General features: G+C 38.1%; 25 protein-coding genes. 21 read left to right on the top strand and 4 right to left on the bottom strand.

Annotated elements, in window-relative coordinates; all coding sequences use genetic code 11:
• Positions 1-137: 137 nt before the first annotated feature.
• From FA727_RS15845 to FA727_RS15790, 13 genes are all read left to right on the top strand, one after another.
• A complete protein-coding gene (locus FA727_RS15845) occupies positions 138-1400 on the top strand; it encodes a hypothetical protein (RefSeq protein ID WP_136832448.1) in 1263 nt (420 codons plus the stop codon).
• Between the two features lie 22 nt (positions 1401-1422).
• On the top strand, positions 1423-1704 hold the full coding sequence (locus tag FA727_RS15840; RefSeq protein ID WP_136832446.1) for a YciI family protein: 282 nt from the start codon (positions 1423-1425) through the stop codon (positions 1702-1704).
• A gap of 156 nt (positions 1705-1860) precedes the next feature.
• Positions 1861-2292: a helix-turn-helix domain-containing protein gene (locus FA727_RS24505; protein WP_194138540.1), complete on the top strand. Its 432-nt coding sequence runs from the start codon at positions 1861-1863 to the stop codon at positions 2290-2292.
• On the top strand, positions 2293-3027 hold the full coding sequence (locus FA727_RS24500) for an ABC transporter ATP-binding protein (RefSeq protein ID WP_194138539.1): 735 nt from the start codon (positions 2293-2295) through the stop codon (positions 3025-3027). It abuts the gene before it with no gap.
• Positions 3024-3755 carry an ABC transporter permease gene (locus FA727_RS15830; protein ID WP_136832444.1) on the top strand — a complete coding sequence of 244 codons (732 nt, stop codon included), beginning with the start codon at positions 3024-3026 and terminating at the stop codon, positions 3753-3755. The genes FA727_RS24500 and FA727_RS15830 overlap by 4 nt, the downstream gene beginning before the upstream one ends.
• Before the next feature lie 160 nt (positions 3756-3915).
• Positions 3916-5085 carry an amino acid deaminase/aldolase gene (locus tag FA727_RS15825; protein WP_438646630.1) on the top strand — a complete coding sequence of 390 codons (1170 nt, stop codon included), beginning with the start codon at positions 3916-3918 and terminating at the stop codon, positions 5083-5085.
• Positions 5085-6392 (top strand): D-arabinono-1,4-lactone oxidase, encoded by a 1308-nt coding sequence (locus FA727_RS15820; RefSeq protein WP_194138544.1) that lies wholly within the window; start codon positions 5085-5087, stop codon positions 6390-6392. The genes FA727_RS15825 and FA727_RS15820 overlap by 1 nt, the downstream gene beginning before the upstream one ends.
• Before the next feature lie 189 nt (positions 6393-6581).
• Positions 6582-7073, top strand: a complete 492-nt coding sequence (locus FA727_RS15815; protein WP_136832438.1) for a YehS family protein — start codon at positions 6582-6584, stop codon at positions 7071-7073.
• Between the two features lie 18 nt (positions 7074-7091).
• Positions 7092-7805 carry a M48 family metallopeptidase gene (locus tag FA727_RS15810; RefSeq protein ID WP_136832436.1) on the top strand — a complete coding sequence of 238 codons (714 nt, stop codon included), beginning with the start codon at positions 7092-7094 and terminating at the stop codon, positions 7803-7805.
• A gap of 78 nt (positions 7806-7883) precedes the next feature.
• A complete protein-coding gene (locus tag FA727_RS15805; protein ID WP_136832434.1) occupies positions 7884-8726 on the top strand; it encodes an aldo/keto reductase in 843 nt (280 codons plus the stop codon).
• Positions 8727-9139: 413 nt separating this feature from the next.
• Positions 9140-9907 (top strand): alpha/beta hydrolase, encoded by a 768-nt coding sequence (locus FA727_RS15800; protein ID WP_136832432.1) that lies wholly within the window; start codon positions 9140-9142, stop codon positions 9905-9907.
• A 149-nt stretch (positions 9908-10056) separates the two neighbouring features.
• On the top strand, positions 10057-10704 hold the full coding sequence (locus FA727_RS15795; RefSeq protein WP_136832430.1) for an alpha/beta hydrolase: 648 nt from the start codon (positions 10057-10059) through the stop codon (positions 10702-10704).
• A gap of 36 nt (positions 10705-10740) precedes the next feature.
• Positions 10741-11511 (top strand): citryl-CoA lyase, encoded by a 771-nt coding sequence (locus FA727_RS15790; protein WP_136832428.1) that lies wholly within the window; start codon positions 10741-10743, stop codon positions 11509-11511.
• A 43-nt stretch (positions 11512-11554) separates the two neighbouring features.
• On the opposite strand, the gene FA727_RS15785 is transcribed toward FA727_RS15790, so the two are convergent.
• From FA727_RS15785 to FA727_RS15775, 3 genes are all read right to left on the bottom strand, one after another.
• Positions 11555-12220 (bottom strand): 3-oxoacid CoA-transferase subunit B, encoded by a 666-nt coding sequence (locus FA727_RS15785; RefSeq protein WP_136832426.1) that lies wholly within the window; start codon positions 12218-12220, stop codon positions 11555-11557.
• Positions 12220-12888: a 3-oxoacid CoA-transferase subunit A gene (locus tag FA727_RS15780; protein WP_136832424.1), complete on the bottom strand. Its 669-nt coding sequence runs from the start codon at positions 12886-12888 to the stop codon at positions 12220-12222. The genes FA727_RS15785 and FA727_RS15780 overlap by 1 nt, the downstream gene beginning before the upstream one ends.
• A 116-nt stretch (positions 12889-13004) precedes the next feature.
• On the bottom strand, positions 13005-15830 hold the full coding sequence (locus FA727_RS15775; protein WP_158318888.1) for a tetratricopeptide repeat protein: 2826 nt from the start codon (positions 15828-15830) through the stop codon (positions 13005-13007).
• 520 nt (positions 15831-16350) lie between these two features.
• On the opposite strand from FA727_RS15775, the gene FA727_RS15770 reads away from it, so the two are divergent.
• From FA727_RS15770 to FA727_RS15735, 8 genes are all read left to right on the top strand, one after another.
• Positions 16351-17334, top strand: a complete 984-nt coding sequence (locus tag FA727_RS15770) for a VOC family protein (RefSeq protein ID WP_136832420.1) — start codon at positions 16351-16353, stop codon at positions 17332-17334.
• A 117-nt stretch (positions 17335-17451) separates the two neighbouring features.
• Positions 17452-18693: an LLM class flavin-dependent oxidoreductase gene (locus FA727_RS15765; protein WP_136832418.1), complete on the top strand. Its 1242-nt coding sequence runs from the start codon at positions 17452-17454 to the stop codon at positions 18691-18693.
• A 31-nt stretch (positions 18694-18724) separates the two neighbouring features.
• Positions 18725-19534, top strand: coding sequence for an alpha/beta fold hydrolase (locus FA727_RS15760; RefSeq protein ID WP_136832416.1), 810 nt, complete (start codon positions 18725-18727; stop codon positions 19532-19534).
• Between the two features lie 156 nt (positions 19535-19690).
• Positions 19691-20941, top strand: coding sequence for an MFS transporter (locus FA727_RS15755; protein ID WP_136832414.1), 1251 nt, complete (start codon positions 19691-19693; stop codon positions 20939-20941).
• 201 nt (positions 20942-21142) lie between these two features.
• Positions 21143-21694 carry an NADPH-dependent FMN reductase gene (locus tag FA727_RS15750; RefSeq protein ID WP_136832412.1) on the top strand — a complete coding sequence of 184 codons (552 nt, stop codon included), beginning with the start codon at positions 21143-21145 and terminating at the stop codon, positions 21692-21694.
• A gap of 67 nt (positions 21695-21761) precedes the next feature.
• Positions 21762-22073 (top strand): hypothetical protein, encoded by a 312-nt coding sequence (locus FA727_RS15745; protein WP_194138538.1) that lies wholly within the window; start codon positions 21762-21764, stop codon positions 22071-22073.
• Between the two features lie 87 nt (positions 22074-22160).
• Positions 22161-22565, top strand: a complete 405-nt coding sequence (locus FA727_RS15740) for a DoxX family protein (RefSeq protein ID WP_136832410.1) — start codon at positions 22161-22163, stop codon at positions 22563-22565.
• 37 nt (positions 22566-22602) lie between these two features.
• Positions 22603-23682, top strand: coding sequence for a maleylacetate reductase (locus FA727_RS15735; RefSeq protein ID WP_136832408.1), 1080 nt, complete (start codon positions 22603-22605; stop codon positions 23680-23682).
• Between the two features lie 179 nt (positions 23683-23861).
• Here FA727_RS15735 and FA727_RS15730 read toward each other — a convergent pair whose 3' ends face one another.
• Positions 23862-24746, bottom strand: a complete 885-nt coding sequence (locus FA727_RS15730; protein WP_246041919.1) for a helix-turn-helix transcriptional regulator — start codon at positions 24744-24746, stop codon at positions 23862-23864.
• Between the last annotated feature and the right edge of the window lie 23 nt (positions 24747-24769).

Genomic DNA, 24769 nt, shown 5'->3' with positions numbered 1-24769 from the left:
TGGTCAGTGAGGTGTGTCACAAGGGAGAAATAGAAGTGGACAATTTGAGTGAATAAAAAGTAATATATTACCATGTAAAATAAATACACTCGATTTAGGATTCTCAAACGTTTATACAAGAAAGGGGGAATTCTGAAATGAATGCTTTAATTTGTCCAAACTGTAAAGCTGAATTAGTAGAAGATGCGTGGGAAGAGATTATCAATCAAGAGGATGGGGGATTTTTAGTAGATGCCTATCCTGCGTATGTGTGTAAAGAAAGGTGCGGTTATGTGAAGAAGATTGAATTAGAATTGCCTGAAACTCCGAATCTATTTAAGTTTGCCACAAGTGAATTATCACAAGATGCCTTTTTGTGCTGGCTATTTGAACACATTAGATTAAAAACGAATGATGTTGTTTATGATGTAGCCAACGAATTATTAAATTTCATCATAAAAAAGTACATAGAAGTTAATATTGATTTCCAATTTAGAAATATCCATGACTATTCTTTAGAGATTAAGCAACAGTTACATAATATAGATGTATTGTTAAAGTTAACCCCTAAAGATGGTTCGGAAAAAATTTATATCATCATTGAGGATAAAACATACAGTGGTGAGAGTAGAAAAAATCAGCCTGAATCATATGCCGCCAAAATAAAGAAACGAGACTCAAAATCTACCATTATTCAGGTTCTTTTTAAAACAGCATATACCTCAACAGGTGAAAGGAAGAAATTTGAAGATAGAAACATTATTTTCATTGGATATAAAGATATTTATGAGTTATTCTCAGTCTTCCAAAACGATATGCATGAAAATCTTATCTTAAATAGCTGGTGGATGAATTTCATCAAACAATACTATAATCCAATTAAATTTGCGAACTCTTATACAATTACTCCTGCTATGACATTGAAGGATATCACTAAAGATGTTAAGGATAAAGAATTTCCAGAAAAGATTGCTTTTCAAAAAATATCTGATTATTTATTTGATGAAATTGGACAGGAAGTTTTAATAAATACATATAGTGTTCAGGGAAAAGGACATATAGATTGGCATTTTGAGCTAAAAAAGGACAATTGGGTTATCAAGGAGAAAAATATTACTGTTAATTTATATTTTATTTGGAATACTTATGATTTCAATTTGGTTATTAAGACGTCGCTATTAAAATATAAACCAAAGAAGAAGCTTACAGAGAGTGAACAAGAAGCGTATATTAAAGCTCGTGAAATGATAAAGGTAGAGTTGAAAACAGTTCTAAAGAAGAGTGACTGGAAGTTGAGTAACTATTATTTGCAAATTGCTCAAATGAAGGGAATTCAAACTCTTCCACTTGAAATCCTGAAGAAGAAAATAACAGAAGAAGTTCACCTTGTGTCTGACGAACTTGATAAAATAATGGGATAAAAAATAATAAGGAGGCCAAGCCATGATGTACGTTTACTTGATGAACAACGAAAAGCCGGTTGATAGAGAACTTATCAAGAACCATGTTGAGTATTTAAAAGAGTTGAAGAGGCAAGGAAAACTAGTACTTTGTGGACCTTTCGCAGATTATCCAGGGGGCATGGTTGTGTTTGGGGCAGAAGATTTTGATGAGGCAACAGCCATTGCAAAAGCAGACCCGTTCATTAGTTCAGGTTGTAAATCCTTTGAGTTAAGAACGATTGAAGTGGCAAATGAGGAAAATAATTATCTATTTGATGAATAATAAGTAGAGTGCGAAAGGTTCCGTGTTCGCACTCTTATTTTTTTACCAAAATGGTTAATTTCCTCAAATGCTACAAATCATAACATGGGTGTAAACGAGCATTGATAGACGAGCGTTGGTTTCTATTCGATAATAGTATTAGGAGGTATGAAAAGTATGATAAATATGAATTTGAAAATTTTGCGTACACGTCACCAGCTGACACAAGAGGAAGTGGCGGAACGCTTAAACGTATCTCGACAGGTCATTGCAAAATGGGAAAAAGGGGAATCAACTCCTGATATTCAGCATTGTATGGAGCTTGCAAAACTATACAATGTGACTTTAGATAATTTGGTTAATTTTAAAGAAGCAGATGAACAGCTTGGTATTCCACCGAAGGGCAAACATTTCTTTGGAATGGCAACTATTGGAGAACGAGGGCAAATGGTTATTCCGAAACAAGCACGTGAGGTTTTTGGATTAAGTGCAGGGGATAAGTTGATTATTGTTGGTGATGATGAACGTGGACTGGCCCTTGTGCCAGAACGAATGATGAGTAACTTTTTTAATATGGTGAAAACGACTATCGATGAAGAGGGTGAGTAAATGACTACAGCTATTGCAATCAATGCTCTCACAAAAAAATACGGGACGAAGACTGTTGTGGACAACATTTCTTTTACCATCAAAGAAGGAGAATTGTTTGGCCTGCTTGGTGTGAATGGTGCTGGGAAAACGACGCTAATCAAAATGCTTTCAGGCTTAACAATGCCAACAACGGGTGATGCGACTTTGCTAGGAAAAAGTGTTACGCAATCGCCTGAACAAGTGCGTCAAGTGATTGCGGTATCGCCACAGGAAACGGCTATTGCTTCCAACTTAACGGTACGTGAAAATTTGGAGCTGTTGGCTGGGATCCAAGGGTTTAATAAAGAAGAGGGAAAAAGAAAAGCGGATGAAATGATTTCTCAGTTTTCACTCCAACCATTTGAAAAACAACGGGCTAAAACATTATCCGGTGGTTGGCAGCGTAAGCTTAGCATTGCGATTGCTTTGATTAGTGAACCACAAATTTTATTTTTGGACGAGCCAACACTTGGGCTTGATATTTTAGGACGCCGCGAACTATGGGCGCAGATTGAAAAGTTGAAGGAAAAAACAACGATTATTTTAACGACGCATTATTTAGAGGAAGCGGAGGAGCTCTCAGATAGAATTTGCATTATGAAAAATGGACAAATGAAGGCATTAGGAACGGCTCAAGAGTTGATCAAGACTTCTAAAAAAACAAGCTTTGAGGATGCATTCGTTCATTTTGTGACGGAAGGGGATGTACAATGAGAATACTTTTATTTGCGAATCGAACAACAAAGGAAATTGTACGAGATCCGATAGCCATCCTTTTTGGACTAGGATTCCCAATTGTGTTATTACTTCTTTTATCAGCGATTAACAAAAGCATTCCAGTCGATCTCTTTCATATAACGGAACTAACGCCTGGAATTGCAGTGTTTGGACTATCCTTCATGGCTCTTTTTGCCGCACAAGTGATCTCAAAGGATAGAGAAAGTTCGTTCTTAACAAGGCTCTTCACAACGCCGATGACATCAAAAGATTTCATTATCGGCTATAGTTTGCCTTTGCTTGTGATGTCCATCGTACAAGGAATCATCTGTTATGTAATTGCAATTCTTTTAGGATTATCCATTTCGACTCCGATGTTCATAGCCCTTGCACTACTAATTCCGCCTGCATTTATTTTCGTTAGTCTGGGACTCATATGCGGTACATTGTTAAGTGAAAAAGCGGCAACTGGCCTTTCTGGTGCCCTATTAACCAATTTATCAGCTTGGCTTTCAGGCATCTGGTTTGACTTAGATTTAGTAGGGGGCCCATTCAAAACGATTGCGTATGCATTGCCATTTGTACATGCTGTTGATATGGGGAAAGCAGCCATGAGTGGCCAATACAGCGACATTTTCCCTCATTTATGGTGGGTGCTCGGGTACGCAGTCGTCTTAACGGTACTTGCGATTGTTTTATTTAAAATGAAAATGAAGGCCGACTAACACCATTTGGAGTTGTTTGGATTTTCTTTCACAAAACTTATGGATCAAAGAAAGGTGGAATATATGCCTTTCTTTTTTTGATTAGATTTCAGAATTTTTAAAACAATCCTTTTGTTCCTCTTTTTCCTCATTTATTATTAGAAGTGAGGTGATATCATTGATTCCTAAAGAAATCACAAAGGATCTATCTCTTCCAGCTCTACTGCTGGATTTAGATGCTTTTGACCAAAATTGTCAGATTATCGCTAAAAAAGCAAATGGCAAAACCATTCGAATTGCGACCAAGTCTATTCGCTCAATTCCGGTCTTAAAAAGAATTTTTCAAACTAGCCCTGTTTTCAAGGGGTTAATGAGTTATAGCCCCAAGGAAGCTGTCTTTCTTGCAGAACAAGGCTTTGACGATATTCTCTTAGGATATCCGTGCTGGGATTATCAAGAACTTAGCCATATTGCCAAACTGAATGCCTCAGGCAAACAAATTACCTGTATGGTCGATTCAATTGAACAAATTGATCATCTTAACAAGATTGCTAGAAAAGAAAATGGATTTTTTTATCTATGCATGGATATTGATATGAGTACAACCTTCGGAAGTCTTCATTTTGGAGTCAGACGTTCTCCTTTGAAAACAGAAGAAGATGTCATTCAACTAACCCAGCATATAAAAGAATCCTCAACACTAGAATTGATAGGAATGATGGGGTATGAAGCGCAAATTGCAGGAGTAGGCGACAAGGTACCTTCGCAACAGCTTAAAAACCAAGCCGTTAAATTTTTGAAAAAGAAGTCCATCCATGAAATCAAATTGCGACGGGAGTCCATTGTTCAAGTTCTTGAGCGTGAAGGATTTCAACTTGAATTTGTGAATGGAGGGGGCACGGGGAGCCTTGACACGACATCACAAGAAGAGAGTGTCACAGAATTGACGGCGGGTTCAGGCTTCTATGCTCCGTTGCTTTTCGATTATTACCGGAATTTTCGTTTTACGCCTGCTTTATTTTTTGCATTGCCGGTTGTGAGAAAACCGACTTCAAATATATACACTTGTCTTGGTGGAGGGTATATTGCATCCGGACCATATGGGGAGGATAAAGTGCCTCAGCCCGTTTATCCACCTGGAGGAAAATTGCTCTCATTTGAAGGAGCTGGAGAAGTTCAGACACCTGTTTATTATGAAAAAGAAACCTTGGAAATTGGGGATGCTATTATTTTCAGAGCTGCTAAAGCAGGAGAAATTTGCGAGCGTTTTAATGAAATCATCTGTCTTTCAAAGAATCAAGTCGTTGATCGATATCGAACCTATCGGGGGGAAGGAAAATGCTTTCTGTAATCAAAACTTTACAAGGAAAACGATGGAGCAATTGGGCTCGAACATTTGAAAGCAATCCAGAAAAAATCCTTTATCCCTCCACGATTGCTGAGGTTGTTTTAGTTGTTAAAGAAGCATCAAAACAAAAAAGGAAAATTAGAGTAGTAGGGGCAGGACATTCGTTTACGAGATTAGTAAAGTCAAATGATTGGCTGGTATCCCTTGATTTATTAAGTGGAATTGAACAATTTGATGAAGCTTCGAGCACGGTTGTTGTTCTAGCTGGCACAAGGCTATTTCAATTAGGGGAAGAGCTCGGAGAAGCAGGATTTGCTCAGGAGAATTTAGGGGATATCAATGTTCAAAGTATTGCAGGGGCCATTTCTACGGGAACCCATGGCACGGGTTTAGAATTTGGAAATATTTCTACCCAGGTCGTGGAACTAACGCTTGTGACTGCATCGGGAGAGATCCTGACCGTTTCCAAGGAACAAAACACTCGATTCTTCAAGGCTAGTCTTGTATCATTCGGTAGTCTTGGAATTATTGTAAAAGTGAAACTGAAAGTAATTGAGAGTCTTGTCTATGAATATAGAAGCGATAAGATACAATATTCCAATTTTGAACCAAATTTGGAGCGTTACATAAACGATAATCGGCACTTTGAATTTTATATATTCCCTTATTCCGACTTGGTACAAGTAAAGACGATGAATAAGACTGAACGAAAACCGCAGCAATTATTTTTCCATCATCTCAATTCTTTAATACTAGAAAACTATTTATTTCTTGTACTATCGGAGATTTGCCGATGGTTTCCTAGGACCTGCCGTGTTATCAGCCGATTATCGGCGAAGGGGATAAGTAAGACAGTTGTGGTAGCTAAAAGTCATGAACTCTTTGCTACTCCTAGACTAGTCAAATTTAGAGAAATAGAATATAGCATTCCGCTTAAACATTTTAAGCAATCACTTCAAGAGATTCGGGCAAAAATCGAAGAAAAGAAATATAAGGTTCATTTTCCGATAGAATGTAGAGTGGTAAAAGCAGATGATATATGGCTTAGTCCGTCATATCAACGGAAATCAGCCTATATTGCTTTTCATATGTATAAAGGTATGCCTTATGAAGAATATTTTCGAGATATGGAAGCGATCATGCAGAAATACGAAGGACGACCGCATTGGGGAAAAATGCATACTCTTGGAAAAAAGGAATTACTCAATCGCTACCCGAAATTACCGGATTTTCTTGCTATAAGGAAGGAGCTAGATCCGGAAGAAATCTTTTTGAATGACTATCTCAAAAACATGATGGATGAAGAATGAAATCAACCCCCTGAAGATCATTTTCAGGGGGTTAATTTTGGCTCGGATATGGCAATTAAGCTAAAAAAAGATTATAGTAATCAAATGTGCCAATCGTTTTTTTTTTGAAAAGGTCTGAAAAGCGTTCATAATATAATCATGGAACATACAAACTGAAGTTGGGAACTAATTTTTCAAAGGAGGTCCAATATGGATAATAACGATAGATTAATTCGATTACGATATGCAATGGAGCTAAAAAATAGAGAAATGGCGGAGATTTTTAAACTGGGCGGAATGGAAGTAACGGTGCCAGAAGTCACAAAGATTCTCACTAGAACAGATGACTTTGAAGAGGGTAGTGAAGACCATATCGAATGCACGAGCAGTATGTTGGATGCATTTTTGAATGGGTTCATCATTTATAAAAGAGGCGTACAGGAGCCTAAACCAGGACAACCTTCTACACCTGAACCAGCGAAAACTTCACATATGAACAATGTTCTTTTGAAAAAAGTGAAAATCGCCTTAGCTTTAACGACGGATGACATTCTTGATATTTTTGAAGAAGCGGGTATCTACGTTTCAAAAGGTGAGCTCGGGGCTTTATTGAGAAAAGAAGGGCAAAAAAATTATAAAGTTTGTGGAGATAAATTTGCACGAAATTTCTTAAAAGGGCTGGCTTTCAAATACAGGGGATAAAAAAGCTAGGTGATTCTTATGATTCAAACACATACCTACTTGGGTGAGACGATTCGAGTTGAAATCAAGTACAAAAATCGCACATCTTTCGCCATGAGGATTGATAGTTATGGAAATGTGGAAGTGCAGGCTCCAAAAGGGACGCCTGATGCGAAGGTCCATCAGTTACTCGAGAAAAATTGGAATCTTATTCAGCAAAAACTAACCGAAATGAATGAGCGACTACAGGGACCTGAGAAAAAGGTATATGAGTATGGGGAGAGCTTTCTTTATTTAGGGAAAACCTTCCCTATCCAGATAAATGTTGATGTGAATACCATGCAGGACCATGTCGTCTTTGAGGATGAGAAGCTACAAATCTACGTCAAGCAGCATGACGCTGAAAAAATACAACAGGCTTTAAAACGTTTCTATTATAAAGAGTGCAAGGCTCTAGTGGAAAAAAGTATATCAGTCTATCAATACAATTTTAAGACGAAACCGAGTTCCATTAAAATTAACGATAGTAAAACAACATGGGGTACCTGTGATACAAATCGGCGGTTAACCTTCAATTGGAGACTGGCGATGGCACCCCAAGAGGTCATCGATTATGTAGTCGTTCACGAGATGTGTCATATGGTCCATCTCAACCATGACCGCTCCTTCTGGCGTCTTGTTGGAAAAATCATGCCTGATTATAGGGAGAAGGAAGACTGGTTAAAGTTCTCCAGCTGGAAAATGACCGTTTAGTGGCTCGAGGCACAAGTCATGAACTTTTTCCATTATTATGCTATTTTAAAAGTATTCTGATGAAGGAAGTGAAAGGCTATGAGTAATTCAATTCCAGAAATAACGTTGAATGATGGTCTGACTTTGCCGGTAATTGGTCTTGGGACGTACAAGCTAAAGGGAAATGAAGGGGCTAGTTCAATTCAGAATGCCCTTGAAATTGGGTATCGACTTCTTGATTCTGCCTATAATTATGAGAATGAAGGAACAGTTGGAGAGGCGATTAGACGTAGTTCTGTACCAAGATCAGATCTACGAATCACATCCAAATTGCCAGGTCGCTATCAAGAATATGATAAGGCGGTCACGGCGATTCAAGAATCGTTATACCGAGCCAATTTGGACTACTATGATTTGTACCTCATCCATTGGCCAAATCCGAAGCAGGAAAAATATGTGGAGGCATGGCAAGCATTGATTGATGCGAAAAAATGGGGGCTAATCCGTTCAATTGGGGTATGCAATTTCTTACCTGAGCATCTAGAACGTTTGGAAAAAGAGACTGGCGTTCTTCCAAGCATCAATCAAATCGAATTGCATCCGTTTTTCAACCAAGCTGAACAAAGAAAATACCATGAAGAGAAAAACATTGCCACACAATCTTGGAGTCCGTTTACTCGAGGATTTAAAGACTTGCAAATTGATACGCTTCAAACGATTGCTGCCCATCATAACAAGACGATCCCGCAGGTTGTTTTACGATGGCATTATCAGTTAGGAGCCGTTTCGATTCCAAAGTCTGAATCACCGAAAAGACAGCTTGAAAACATCTCAATTTTTGATTTCGAACTAGATGAAGCAGAAATGACGATGATTTCACAATTGTCTCGTCCCAATGGTAGAATTGCGAATCAAGATCCGGCTGTTTATGAGGAATTTTAATAGTACCTAATTAAATACAAGTTGACAGGTCGGAATAATATGATTTATAATTCAGATAAACATATTACCTAGCTGATCGGACGAACGAAGGCATGCCTATCACATTAGGTCATGTCTTTTTTATATAAGCTCTGTTTAAGGTGGAGTTGAGTTTATTACATTGAAAAATAGACGGAAAAATTCCGGCTATATCAAGACATTCACCTACTTCCCTATAAATAAGTGGAATTTTTCCGGTTAAGCTATACATTTTTCATGATTTTAAGATTTATTAAGTCATTTAACGGAAAATCTCCGCCTATTTCACCTAATATCCATTAATTATTCAAAATAAACGGAATTACTCCGGTTAAGTGATTACACTTGTTGAAATTCAAGGAATCCACAATTTAAAAAACTAAGGGGGAATAGCCATGCAGGAAAGATATCCAGTTATAGCGGGAGCAGAATCATTTTTTCTAAAAGGAAACAGGATTGGCTTGTTGCTTTCACACGGATTTATGGGGACTCCTCAAAGTGTTGAATATTTAGGTAAGGAATTTTCGGATTTGGGGTATACGGTTTATGCGCCAAGACTTGCAGGTCATGGTACGGATTATCGAGATTTGGAGAATGCTACATATGAAGATTGGTTCGCAGAGCTTGAAAAAGGATATAAACTTTTAAAAGAGAACTGCTCAACCATCTTTGTGATGGGGCAATCGATGGGTGGTACATTGGCCTTGTGGTTGGGAAGTAAGTATAAGGATATCAAGGGGATTGTTCTGATCAATCCTGCACTAACACTACCAAGCTATGAAAAATGGATTGGTGTTTCAAATCCAAGATATCTCGATGAATCAGCACCAGATATCAAGGCAGAAAACGTTCATGAAATCACGTATAGCAAGGTCCCAATTCAATCAATTCATCAACTGCAGGCGTTAATGGGAAGAACACCTGAGCTATTGCCGTTAATTAACCATCCGTTATTATGCTTTAAATCAGCAGTCGATCATGTGGTTCCGCCTGAAAATACGGTTTATATCTTTGACCATGTCACCTCTGTTGAAAAAGAAATTGTGACACTACAAAATTCCTACCATGTTGCGTCATTAGATAACGACCGCGATCAAATCATCCTACACACACACCGTTACATTCAAGAAGAGCTGAATGAGCGAGTGAAAAAAACATCCTAGTTAAAGAGCAGCCAATTGGTTGCTCTTTTTGCTTCTGGTCAGCTTTTCATTCTTGTGCTTCTAAAAACAATTCCCTGTGTAAGAAATCTGTTAGTTCCATCTAGTAAAGTGAAATTAAATTCCATATGTAAGCTTTGGAGGTGATATTGATGAATGTACACTTGCAAGAGGAAATAACCTATTATGGGGCAGCTTTTTCAGAAGCGAAGGCTTTTGTTCTTTCCCTTCATGGGAGAAGCCAATCTCCAGAAACGATTCTTGAAATCGCGGAACGTATTGGATTGGAGGGGATATATTACGCAGCTCCCAAGGCGTATCAAAACAGTTGGTATCCAGAAAAATTTATGGCACCATTAGAAAAAAATGAACCATTTTTAACGTATTCGTTGGAAGTATGTAGCTCAATTGTAAATCGATGGATTGAAAAAGGTGTTCCCGCAGAAAAAATCGTCCTATTGGGCTTTTCACAGGGGGCATGTCTGGCAGCGGAATACTCAATAAGAACCCCAAAAAGGTATGGTGGAGTTTTGCTTTTTACTGGTGGATTGATTGGTCCAGAGGGGACAAACTGGCCGATAAAAGGGAATTTTGATGGCACACCTGTTTTTTTAGGTACGAGTGATGTGGATGAATGGGTACCGGTTGAGCGTGTCGATGAGTCGGAAGCGATGTTCGCCAAGATGGGAGCAAAAACAGTTAAACTTGTGTTTAAAGGAATGGAGCACCTTGTGAATGATGAAGAAATTGAGGCAGCCCGGTCCATTATAAGAATGATTTTGGAGGATGAAAGGAACTAGCTACATAACTCAAAAATAAGATAGGGGGAAATGAAGATGGAATTCCAAACGAAAATTGGGAGATCAACAGCAGATACAATTCAAGTGCATGGTTATGATTTGGCTGAGGATTTGATTGGGAAAATTACCCTTGCTGACATGGCTTTTCTTGGTGCAAAGCATCGTATACCGACTGAGCAAGAATCTAAGATGCTGAATGCTATACTAGTGGCGATATGTGAGCATGGCTTTACCCCAAGCTCTATTTCTACACGGTTAACCTATCTAGGAGCACCTGAAGCTGTTCAAGCAGCAGTGGCGGCAGGCTTGTTAGGCGCAGGTACGGTCTATTTAGGGGCGATGGAATACGTAGCAGAAATGCTCCAAAAAGCCTTTGCTCAGTTTGGTGATGACAAAAATATAGAAGAGCTGGCGACAGTTGTCATCAAAGATAGAAAAGAAAAGGGGCTTCAATTTCCTGGATTTGGCCATCATATTCATAAAGTTGTAGACCCGAGAACAGGCAAACTATTTGAGATTGCTGAGGAAACAGGATTTCTCGGCAAACATTCACTATTATTATTAGAGATTCATAGACAATTTTGCGAGGAGAAAGGAAAAAAAATTACGCTGAACGCGGTAGGTGCGATTGGCGCGATTATGTCCGATATGGAGATTGACTACCGCGTTGTGAAGTCCTTTGCTGTAGCTTCACGAGCAGTGGGTTTGGTAGCCCATTTAGTGGAAGAGATCGATAAGGGGCGAAAGGATAGTATTGCTCAACAATTATTTGAGTATGTGGAAGATAACACTGATTATCGCGGTTAAAAAATGAGGTCGTTCACCGTCACAGGTGAGCGACCATATATATTTAAACTTCTATTACCTTTAAATCTTCAGCTTTGATCAATTTAGGCTCTGTGACTTCTTGAACTTCTTCAATCGTGAAGCCAGGGGCAATCTCTTTTAATATTAGTCCGTCTCGGGTAACATCAATCACCGCCAAATCCGTATAAATGCGGTTCACGCAGTGTAGTGCTGTGACAGGGTAGTCGAGTTGATTAACAATTTTAATTTCTCCACTTTTACTCGTATGTGTCATGGCGATGAAAATCTTCTTCGCTCCAATGGCAATGTCCATGGCTCCTCCAATGCTTCCAAGCTTAACACCTTTTACTTTCCAGTTGGCAAGGTCGCCTTTTTCGGAAACCTGCATGCCACCTAAAATGGCCACGTCGATATGCTTTCCTCTTGCCATAGCAAAAGAATCAGCGGAGTGGGAGTAACTGCCACCGGGAACAAGGGTAACAGGTTCTTTTGAGGCATTAACTAAGTCCGGATCTTCTTCCCCAGGTTTCGCTTTTTTACCCATCCCCAATACACCTTGCTCACTGTGATAGATGATTTCAGCATCAGACGCCACATAGTTGCTGACTAACACTGGAATACCAATGCCTATGTTGACGATATCTCCAGTTTGAAGATCTCGTGCAATACGTTGGGCAATTTGTTCTCTTGTCAATTTACGCTTCTCCATTATAATCCGCTCCTTTTTACAATACGCTGAACAAAAATTCCAGGAGTAACGATTGTTTCTGGATCTAATTCGCCGATTTCGACAATTTCATCGACTTCCGCGATCGTAATTTTCCCAGCCATGGCCATGACTGGATTAAAATTACGTCCAGACTTGTTATAGACTAGATTTCCCCAACGGTCTGCCTTCTTCGCTTTTACGAATGCATAGTCCCCGCGGATTGCTTTTTCTAAAATACAGGTTACTCCGTTGATTTCCCGTTCTTCTTTGCCAATCGCCACTTCCGTTCCAACGCCAGTAGGAGTGAAGAAGGCTTCAATTCCTGCTCCGCCTGCTCTAATTCGTTCTGCAAAGGTTCCTTGTGGGATTAATTCCAAATCAATTTTGCCTTGATTATATTTTTCTATAAAAACATAACTTTGTTTGTTATTAGGAAATGAGCACATGAGTTTTGACAGGCGGTCATGTAAAATTAACTTTGCAATCCCTTCATGCTCATAACCAGGATTGTTGCTCACACCAATAATATTTTTTGCTCCTTGTCTGTATAGAGCCAAAATCGACTCATAAGCAACACCTGCTCCTCCGAAACCACCGAATAAAATCGTACTGCCATCGGCTATGTCAGCTACTGCATCATCGATCGAATCAAAAGTTTTATTAATCAATCGAATTCTCCTCCATTCATAGATTGTTTGTTACCATATTAATGAACAAATCTTACACAATACTTACAAATAGAGAAAATAGAAAGGTAGGGAGCCTCGAGTGAGGGTGCCCTACCTTATTTAGAGGAATGCGTATATTTTCGAAAGAGTCCCTGAACTTTTTCATCAACGGGAATTCCAAGTTCATTTTCTATATAATTTTTGTATTGCTCAAATACCTTTTTTGCCTGTAAAAAGAAGTTTCTTTTTAGTAGACGTTCTATATAGTCAACATAGATGGTCTCGTTGTATGGTTCCTTTTTAATAATCTTTTCGTAATACTCGATACCTGCCTTATAGTCCTCGATCTCCCAATAATAATCAGCGAGCTCTTGCAGGGTAGTTAAATAAAGTAATCGCAGATTTTCTCTTTCTTCTTCTAAAAATTCATGATAGGGATATCCTTCAAAAAAATCCCCTCGATACAATTTTTCAGCTTCTTTAAGCTGCTTTATGCGCTCGACTTTTGAAACATATTTTTGTTTCGTTAGCTGGATAAATTCATCCACGTCTAAATAAATGTGATCAAGGCAAAAAGAATAATGTTCCATATCTCGTCTAATGAATGAAGAATCTTTCCTCGATTTGAGATCGGGCTCAATTGATTTTCTTAAATCAGATAAAGATACATAGAATTGATTTTTCACAGATTCAAATGTACCCTCAGGAAAAACTTGATCAATCAGGCTGTCTTTATTTATTTTTTTGTGGCGATTAGCAATCAAGAATTGTAGAATCTGTAAGCTTGATTTTCTTTTTAAAGAAATGGGTTTGTCCTCATATTTTATTTCAAAATTTCCGAGTGTATGAAGATAGAGTTTGTAATCCTTATCCCTCTTAATTTCGGTAGCGCTTACAATTAGCTGTTCTTGCATTAACCAGAAATAATTTTTCTCTTCCATAGTATGTTTGAGCTGGTTTTGCAGCTCTTTGGCAAGAGTTAGATTCCCTAATGCTTGGTACACTTTAATCTGCGCTATTTTCACGGTACAAGTTAAATAATCTGCGTGAGTAAGGTATGATCGAGATTTGGATAAACACAATTCTGCTTCAACAAAATCTTTTAACTTCATATGTGTCAGAGAGAGCTGGAAATAGATCCAGCCAAGGTCGTATTCAATATTAAACTCAAGGGCGAGGGCTTCAGCTTTTTTCATCCATTCCAAAGATTCTTTGTAGTTTCCTTTGATACGGTAATACTTTCCCATCGAACAATATGGATAGATGATGGAGCAGTCATGGCGCTGACCGGAAAGCTTAAATGTTTCAGTTAATAAATGTTCTCCTTTGGACAACTCGTTTTGTTCTAAATATACTTCAGAGAGAATCCATGTTGCCATATGGTGGGGATGAAAGTTGCTGTTCTTGTCAGGGTACGATAGAGCTTGCTTTGAGAACTGAATGGCTTTATCAAATTGCCCTTTGTACAAAGAGATTAGAGCTCTAAGGGAAAGATTAATAGAAATCAACTCGTGATCCTTATTTTTTATTGCATGTAAAAGTGAATCACTACAAAGCTGTTCGGACTTTTCAATGTCTCCAGTATAAAAATATAATCCTCCTAGTAGATGCTGAAGGTCTGCTAGCAATAATGAATTTGTCTTCTTCGTATCCTCAATTTTCTTTTCCAAAGGTTTGATTAAATCTTTATTAATTTCTAAAGGCATGCACCTGACTAAATATAAGATAATACTTGCGGTAGAAGAGCCTTCTGGTGAGATTTCTTCTAATAATCCATCCATCAGGGTTAAAAACTGAGAAGATTCATATTGTCTTCTCATATTGGTCATTAACTTAGCTCCAAGCAAATAATCCATACCTGCAATGGAGTGAACAAAGGCAAGAAAATATTCTCTTTTTTGCTCGTAAATATAGGAAATTCTTCTATGGAAAGTATCTATATCTGACTTTAAAAAATATTCAGATAATTTTTTATATAAAAATGAACGAAAAATTGAATGATATTTGATTGAACCCAATTCATTCTTATAAATAAAGAGATGGTTTTCTAACAAATGTTTTAAGATTTGTTCTGCATTTGTAATCTCAAGAAATTGATTTATTGTATCTGCATTCAGTTCAGTAAATAGACATGTTTTATAGAGAAATGACTTGATTTCCTCCGTTTGAGAAGCAAGAATTTCTGACCCTAAATAATCGTAAATGTCTGGAGTTCCTCTAAATTTAATCCAGAATAAAGGGCGATCTGAAATCTCCATATCTTTAATTAAATCTTGTAAAAGCTGAAGACTTGCAGCCCAACCTTTCGTCTTATGATAAATAAGATCGATTTCATCACTTTGCAAATCAATATTATGCAAGTGAACAAAAAAACGCTTGATTTCCTCTTTTGTGAATGACAATTGATGTGTTCCTAACTCTACTAAACGATTTTGTAGTTTTAAATGTACGAGATTTAGATTTGGTCTGACTCGGCTTGTGATGATAAAGGTGACATTTGGAGATGCATGCCTGATAAGTGTGGCTAACATGGACTCGATTTCATCACATTCATTAATTGATTGATAGTTATCTAATACAATAATTAACTTGTTTGGCCATGTTGAGAGAATAGTAGAGATACGATTTAGTTCCACTTCTAAATCCTCAATTGAAATGTCATATACGTTGTAATCCCCTGAAATATGTCTTAAGATGGCTGTTTTGAAGTAAGAAAGAAAGGTCTGAGGAGCACTGTCTAAATGAGATAGTTGATACCAAATGGCAGGAAGATCATTTTCTTTGATAAAACTGGATATTAAGGTTGTTTTGCCATAGCCACCATCACTAGTTACACATATTAGTGAACGCTCTAAATTCTTCTCAATTAGGGAAAATAGTCGTTCTCTATTTAGGTAGGGTGTGTAGTAAGGAACTCTTAGTTTGGATTCGAAAAATTCCACATTCATTCCTCCCTCTTATTGTAAGTTTTCACTTTTTCTTCGAGGTGATTTTCATTCCGTTGCATCATAGAGATTGTTTTAGAACTTGGGATAATGACTTGAAGTTTGGTATTAAAAGTTGAGGAGAGATGTTATATCGGTAGCAATTAATATGTAGAGGATTGGAGCTACCAAACATAACTATTTGTATGCGCTTACATTAATTTGTAAGTAAAAAGGTTTAATTACACGATTCCTTATTTAATTAATCGCTTATGTCACTATAAATACTATAAGCAAGTTAGTAAGATGTCAACAAAAATGGATAAGACTTACAAACAAGATTTGAGCCTCTCGCTTATGTTGTTGCATTTTCAGTTAGAATAAAGGGTTTATTACTTAAAAATTCAATGATTAAAAATTTCTGCTCCTTGTAAGTGATGTGTAATTTTTCAGTTAGTTATGTGTTTTATAGTGTTTTCAATGGATATTGGACACGGTTCTAAATCCAGTAAAAACATAAATTTCTAGGAGGAGAAAAATGGAAAATCTAAGTGGGATTATTCGAGGCATCCATCACGTAACTGCTGGAGTGGAAGGAGCACAAGAAGACGTAGATTTCTTTACTACCATTGTTGGACAGCGCTTGGTCAAGCAGACAGTATTAATGGACGGTGATTTACCAATCTATCATTTTTATTATGGGAACCGCAAGGCTGAAATCGGCACAATTATGACATCGTTTCCATTTAAGCAATCCGGAGTTTATGGACGAAGAGGGTCAGGGCAAATCAGTGTAACCGGTTTTACAGTTCCTGAAGGATCGTTAGATTTTTGGAAGAATCGATTCGAGCAAAAAAATGTAGAACACGGTGAAGTGGAAGAAAGGTTTGGACAAAAGCGACTTTCCTTTTTCCACCCATGTGGATTAGGATTTGAACTTGTAGAAGATCCGAATGACAACCGTGAACCATGTGTTTCCGAAGACATTTCAGAAGAATATGCTGTCAAAGGATTCCACAGCGTTACCATGTCTATTCGTGAAGTAGAAGAGCAATTGCGCTTCTTTACAGGACCTCTAGGCTTTAGATTAACAGGGCAGGACGGTCCATATTATCAGTTAGAAATTAATGAAGGTGGAGCTGCAAAAACAGTGAACTTCAAACACGAGCCAGATCTTCCACAAGGAAGCTGGATTAATGGAGCTGGAATTGTTCATCACGTTGCCTTTGCAGTAGCAGATGATGAAGAAATGAATAAGGTTCGACACTTTATTGAAGGTCTTGGGTATACCGATATCTCTGAAATTAAAGATCGTCATTACTTCCACTCCTGCTATGTAAGATCTCCTGGCGGTGTTTTATGTGAGTTCTCAACTTCAGATATTGGTTTAGGAATCGATGAATCAATCGAAGATTTAGGATCTACTTTATTGCTACCACCTTGGAAACTAGATGAGAAGGAAGAAATTTTCAATTATCTTGAGCCAGTAGTAAACCCTCAAGTTCAAAAGATTAATAAGTAGGTACGATGGTGAATGAAACCACCATAGAATGATGAATTGTGGCATACTACATCGCTCTTTCATCTGTGTTTTATAGTGGCTATTAAAATCAAATGAAAAGCTGAGGAGGGAAATTCAGTGAAATTTATCTTTATGAACCTTATGCCATACCGAGATCTACCTGAGAATTTCGAAAAAGATTATGAAAGCGTTTATATTTCCATCCCAAGAACATTATATGATCCTGTAAAGGGCCATGAAATGTATAACGATTATATTGATCAATATGAACTTGCCATCGATTTAGGATTTGATGCGGTTGGAGTAAATGAGCATCATAGTAATGGATATGGGTTAATGCCATCACCAAATATCATTGCAGGAACTCTTGCCAGAAAGGTTAAGGATTCTGAAAAGACATGTCTTCTCATATTGGGAAATAGTTTGGCGCTTTATAATCCACCAATCCGTGTGGCAGAAGAATTCGGGATGTTAGATGTTATTACTGGAGGACGCTTAATTGCAGGTTTTCCTGTAGGAACATCCATGGATACGAACTACGCCTATGGCGTGTCACCGGCAGAATTGAGACCGCGTTATTATGAAGCGCATGATTTAATCAAAAAGGCATGGACAGAAGATGAGGTATTCCATTTCAATGGGAAGTTCAATCAACTTCGTTATGTAAATGTTTGGCCTCGTACACATCAAAGTCCACATCCTCAAATTTGGATCCCAGGTGGCGGTGCGAGTCTTGAGACTTGGGATTGGGTGGCAGAAAATGATTATAACTATTCTTATCTAAGCTTCTATGGCCATAAGTTCGCCCAAGACAAATTTGATAAATTCTGGGCAAGACGTTTAGAAAAAGGGTATGATATGAACCCTTATAAGGCTTCTTTCGTTCAATTAATTTGTATTTCTGAGACAGATGCGAAGGCTCAGGAAGAATATGAAGAGCACATCAATTATTTCTTTGAAAAATCGTTCCATGTATCGCCAAGATATGCAGAGGCTCCAGGTTATCGCTCTCCGCGAAGCGTTGCAGCTGGTATGAGGAGTCAGTATGGGTCAGAAGGTGCGGGAGCACAGTTGAGAAAAGGACTAAATTGGCAACAGCTAATTGATCAAGGCTTTATTATTGCAGGTTCACCAGAGAGTGTACGTGAGCAACTGAGAGAGGCTTCTAAGAAACTCCATGTTGGGAATATTATTGCTCTATTGAATCATGGTTCGATGCCACATCATTTAGCATGCAAAAATATTGAACTAATGGCAAAAGAAGTTATGCCTCATTTACGTGATATGTGGGATGATCAATGGCCTGTGACAAACTGGCCCGAAGTTCAGCTGAAAGCGAATAAAGAAAGTGTTAAATAAAATTTCTGCTTAACGAAGGAGGAGTGAAACGATGTCTTCACCAAAAATAGAGACAGTCAAAGTAAGAGATAACATAACAGCCAAAGTCCTTATTAAGGGCGAAGGGCAACCAGTTGTATTTCTTCATGGGGCCGGCGGAAATGTGTGGGATCCGTATTTAGAAGAGCTATCAAAGCAATACAAAGTATATGCGCCGTTTATTCCTGGACATGGGGGATCCACAGGGAATACTGAGCTTCAAGGCTGGTGGGATTTAGTTCTCTATTATTATGAGCTATTTGACGCGCTTGGACTAGAAACGGTTGATGTTATTGGACACTCCTTCGGAGGAATGCTGGCTGCGGAGCTCGCTTCAACCGATCCGAAACGAGTGAAAAACTTAATTCTTATTGCTGCAGTAGGTTTGTGGATTGATGAAACACCTGTAACTGACGTGTTTTCATACGTAAATACGCCAGATGTACTGTTAGAGAAAATGTTTGTGGATTTAGATTGCGATGCAGCTAAAGCGTTTTCAACTCTACCAGAGAATGAAGAACAACGGATTGAAGCGATCGTAGAGAATTTAATTGCTCTAGCAGAAGCAGGGAGATATATGTGGCCAATTCCGGATAAAGGGCTAGACCGCAGAATTCATCGCCTTACTGCGAACACATGCATTATTTGGGGGGACAAAGACGCGCTTGTACCTGTTGATTACGCTTATGAGTTTTATAAAAAAATCCCTGGTTCCAAAGTAGAAATCATTGAAAACACATCACATTACCCTCAAGCAGAAAAGCTAGAAGATGTCGTAAACAAAACGGTCGAATTCCTTTCTACATCACCTGTAGCAAAATAATTGGATATTTTGGGAAGAAGGAGGGTTCCTTCACGTTGTACATAAATGGGTCTGACTTCTTCCTAAGTCCTAACTACCAACCTAAGACATTTATATTTATTTTTTTTACCTTAATTATTCAGAATATTTAGAATTATAATCAAATGAGGTGCATTTATGGAAACGAAAAAGTTTTGGACATACGAGAATAAATTGTTAATCCTGCTCTTTTTTGTTTGGGGTTTTGTTTTTGTTGATCGCTTGGCACTTAACTTCCTATTTCCTTTTATGACGGAAGAACTTGGGTTATCGAACACCCATATTGGGATTATTGTTTCAGCTTTTTCCTTAACATGGGCTATAGCAGGGTGGTTCGGAGGTTTTTTCTCAGATAAAACAGGAAAAAAGAAAAATATTTTAATGATCTCCGTTCTGTTGTTTTCATTCTGCTCTCTTTTAACAGGATTGGCAAATGGATTTGTTATGTTGATTTTATTCCGTATGTTAATGGGGATCACAGAAGGGCCAGTTTTTCCGGTTGCTCAATCGTTGTTATCTGTTGCATCCTCGCCACACCGTCGTGGATTTAACATGGGTTTCTTCCAAAGCTCTTCTACTGCATTATTGGCAAGTTTTCTAGGACCAATTGTGATTGTAGCTTTAGCGAATGAATTTGGGTGGAGACCAACATTTTTTCTAACGATCGTTCCAGGCTTAATTCTATTATTCTTCATTTGGAAAGTCGTGCAAGAACCTAAGGAATTAACGTTTGAAGCTGAAAAACCAGCGGAAAAAGTTCCGTTGTCATTAGTGTTGAAAAATAAGAATGTACTCGTTTCTGTTTTCGTAGCAATTTTTGCTGTAACTTGGTACCTCAATATTAATACATTTACGCCTCTATTCTTAGTAGATAAAGGCATTTCGGCAAGTAATATGAGTTACATTATGGCTGCATTTGGTTTGGGAGGGGTCTTATGGGGCTTTGGGATACCGGCAATTTCAGATAAAATCGGTCGGAAGCCTACGATGATTATCTTCTCTTTTATTACTGCAATTGCCCCATTAGCCTTTATTTTCTTGGGCAGTAATCAAATGGTCTTGTTAATGATTGCTGCATTTATTGGGAATGTTGGCGTAGGAACAATGGTATTATCGATGTCTAATATGCCTTCTGAATCGGTACCGGCTAAATATGTCGCAACAGCAGTTGGTTTCATTATGGCGATTGGGGAATTGGTTGGCGGTGTGGCATTCACAACAATTGCAGGTATTGCAGCTGATATGTATGGTCTAGCTGCTCCAATGTGGATTGCCATAGGTAGTACGGTCTTATGTGGATTGTTGGCAATCCTTTATTATGAAACAGCTCCAATCAAGGTAGGGAAATCAACTGGTCCATCTGCGCCAATCGGAACTGAATTGACTTAGGTTGCTTAGTTCAGCCGAAATTAAATGTCTTGAAATTCCGGGTCCGATTTTGTACCCGGAATTTTTACAAAGTAAGTGTTTTGAAAAAGAAACTACTTGTAAGTCGAGTGTAATTAATGAGTTAGTTAAGTATTTTATAGTGTTTTTACCAGATGAAGAAGGGTTAAGTCAAACTTAATGAACATATTGGAGTGATTGTAAATGAAATTACTTGGCATTTCGGGAACGATAACTGGTTCAAAAACACGGACTGTCGTAAAAAGAGCTTTGGATGAAATTCAGAAATACTATCCAGAAATTGATGTAGAGCTTTTGGATATGAAGGAATTTGACGTACAATTCTGTGATGGTCGAAACCCTACTACTTATACTGGTGATACCAAAAAGGTTATTGACAAAATTAAATCAGCTGATTTTTACATTATCGGGACACCGATTTTCCAAGGCTCGATTACAGGTGTTTTGAAAAATCTATTTGATTTAGTGGAACCACAAGTTTTTCGTCATAAGGTAATGGGATTTATTGCCACAGGTGGAACCTATCAGCATTATTTAGTGATTGAAAACCAATTAAAACCGATCGCAGGCTATTTACGTGCATATACAGCTCCGAGCTATGTTTATGCACATAAAGACCATTTCTTTGAAAATGATTTGGTGGATGAGGAAGTGTTAGAGCGTGTAACAAAGCTAGCCAAAGAAGTTGCATTTATGCAGAAGTCTTTAAGGAAAGTGTCTAAAAGCAGTAGGTGACCCAAAAATAAACAATATTGATTGAGACAAGAGTCATTAACAAACGTTTTTTGTTGGGGGGATTAAAATGGCTGCACTCACAGATGACATGATTCATTTGGCTGATTTTTCATTCATTCAACTATGCATTAAGAAATATGGGGTAAATAGAGGGATTTATAACACGATTGATATGTGGTTTTACAAAAATGGCATCGACAATATTTTAGAGCGTCGTAAAAATATATTATCTTTTCTTGAGTCTCTGAATAAAAAAGAGGAAGTAAAAACAACGCGACCGAAGTTTGGAAGTGGAGGTTTAACGATAAAACTACAAGAATATTTTTCTACCTTAGACTCAAAGGTGGATTCGAATATGAGGGAAGTATCTAGCTCCTAAAGTGGAATCCCTTATCCGTGCGTGAGTACGATCAAAAAACGTTCCGGGTTCTTGTGCCTTGAACGAGATGAAAGGAATGAACTGTAAGTGGTAGATATCGGGCTATTATTAATTCGGTTAGTAATTGGCATTTTATTCATTGGGCATGGAGCGCAAAAATTATTCGGCTGGTTTGGTGGGAACGGATTAGAAGGGACAGGCGGTTGGTTTGAATCAGTCGGAATTAAACCTGGTTATACTATGGCCCTGCTTGCAGGATTAGTAGAAGTACTTGGAGGGGTGTTGTTTGCGGTAGGTCTCTTAACTCCAATCGCAGGTATCATGATTGCTGCTACCATGGTTGTTTCCATTGCGAAGGTGCACGGTGGAAATGGAGTATGGGCACAAGCAAATGGTTATGAATATAACTTAACCTTACTGGCTGTTGCTATTGGTATTGCTTTAATCGGCCCAGGACAATATGCGCTAGATTCATTGCTTTTTCAAAAATAGAAATATAGTCATTTGTGGGAAGAAGGAGGGAATTGAGGTGGAGAGTTTTATTTATGACGTTCAGGCGAGCAGAGTCATATTTGGGATAGGAAAGATTAAAGAAATTAAAAATGAGTTGGAGAATCTTGGTGGAAAAAGGGCTTTCGCGATTTCTACACAAGAACAGGAAGGGCTAGCTTCGGAGGTTAAAAATCTACTAGGGGATTTATGTGCTGGCGTCTATACGAAAGCAATTCAGCATGTCCCTTTGGATACAGTTGAGGAATCACTTAAACTAGTAAAGGATTTAAATGTGGATAGTCTTGTCCCTATTGGTGGAGGTTCATCCATAGGGCTTGCAAAGGCGATTGCTCTACAAACAGCATTGCCGATATTGGCTATCCCGACAACCTATGCTGGTTCAGAAATGACACCTATTTGGGGAATGACAGAGAATGGGTTAAAAAAGACAGGCAAAAATTTAGTGGTAAAACCTAAAACCGTTATTTATGACCCAGAGCTTACATATACACTTCCTTCGCGGTTGACAGTAACAAGTGGCATGAACGCTATTGCTCATTGTGTGGAGGGGTTATATGCAGAAAATGCAAATCCGATCACTACGATTATGGCGGAAGAGGGAATCCGCGCACTTAGTTCGAGCTTGCCCAAAATTTTAGCTGATCCAAGCGACTCCAATGCCCGTTCCAATGCCCTTTATGGCTGCTGGTTAGGAGGTACAGTATTAGGTTCTGTAGGAATGGCACTTCATCACAAGTTATGTCATGCATTAGGTGGGAGCTATAATCTGCCCCATGCGGAAACACATACTGTCATCTTGCCTTTTGCTCTTTTCTATAATGCAAATTATGTACCAGAGGCGATTAAGGTAATCGCGAGGGCGATTGGGTGCGACGAAAGCGATCCGGCAGGTGCCTTATTTGATTTAGCATCCTCCCTTGGTGTTCCAACTTCATTAGAAGAGATTGGGATGAAGGAGACTGACCTTGATGAGGCTGCGAAAATTGCTACTGAAAATCCTTACTATAATCCTGGTCCCGTTCATGAACAGTCCATTCGGCAATTACTCGAACTTGCCTATAAAGGAGTACGTCCTCAGCCAGTGTTCACTTCCTAAAGTTAATAACTTTATAAATGTAAAGAATAGACTGATTTTAAAAGGGTGTTGATGCTACCCTTTTGAAGTCAGTCATTTTTGTTTATCAGGATTTTAAAATACAGCAAGATTTGGAAAGTCAAAGAAACCCGATGTTGTTATTTTATAAGTATAAAAAGAAAATCAAGAAAGAACGGCATTTACATTTCTGAATCAATCGGGAGTTTTTTGATAGGTGCATAGATGTGGTAGGTTGATTCAAGGTGGTGTAGGTTCTCAAAAACTTGAATTAGTTCGATATCCGTATTCTCGGATTCTTGTTTGGAAATCTTTAAAAATCTTGCAAAGTCGCTCTTAAGGACCTCGCCTATTTCAAGGAGATCACCCGAATATCTGAACTTGGCACAAAAGATTTGTGGTACATCAATGGTAAAATATAATGGTTTATCTATTTGGATATCACGTGGAATCCCAGCCAGTACATTGAATCGGGTTGAATTGTGATGGCAGTTCGAATAGACCACATAACATGGACCATTTACCGTTGTATCAATATGCTCTAATACCATTTTTATATGAGAGTGAATCTTCTTTTTGTAATCTTCAGTTGCTAAATCAACTTCAAAGACAATTCCAGTAATCCTAATAGATTCAAATTCCGTAAGGGTAAAATCGGTGACAATATCCCCATTGATGTTTTTAATCGGTCTTTTCACGACTGATGGTATTGGAAGTGGAGTTAAGGTATCGTTGCCTCTTACAGAGCTTGGAGTAATACTATATTTGCGCTTAAAAGCACGGGTGAATGAGGCTTGAGTTCCAAAGTTGAAATGATAGGCAATGTCTGTTAAAGACAAGGTGTCGTTTTGTATCAAATTAACTGATGCATTTAATCTTCTGGATAAAATGTAATTGTTTAAAGAGCACCCCATCATGGCAGAAAAAAGTCTATGAAAATAGTATTTTGACATGTTGAAGGTACTCGAAACTGAGTCGAGAGACATGGGGTTTTGTAAATTGTCCTCAATATAATGCAAAGCATTTTCGATTACTTCATAATGTTCCAAAGTATCACCTTTCTCCATGCATTTTTCAAAATTTTTCATAA

This window comes from Robertmurraya kyonggiensis, from assembly GCF_005116465.1.
GTDB classification, from domain to species: domain Bacteria; phylum Bacillota; class Bacilli; order Bacillales; family Cytobacillaceae; genus Robertmurraya; species Robertmurraya kyonggiensis.
Note: the sequence above shows the minus strand (reverse complement) of the source record. Positions and strands in the feature narration are given on the sequence as shown.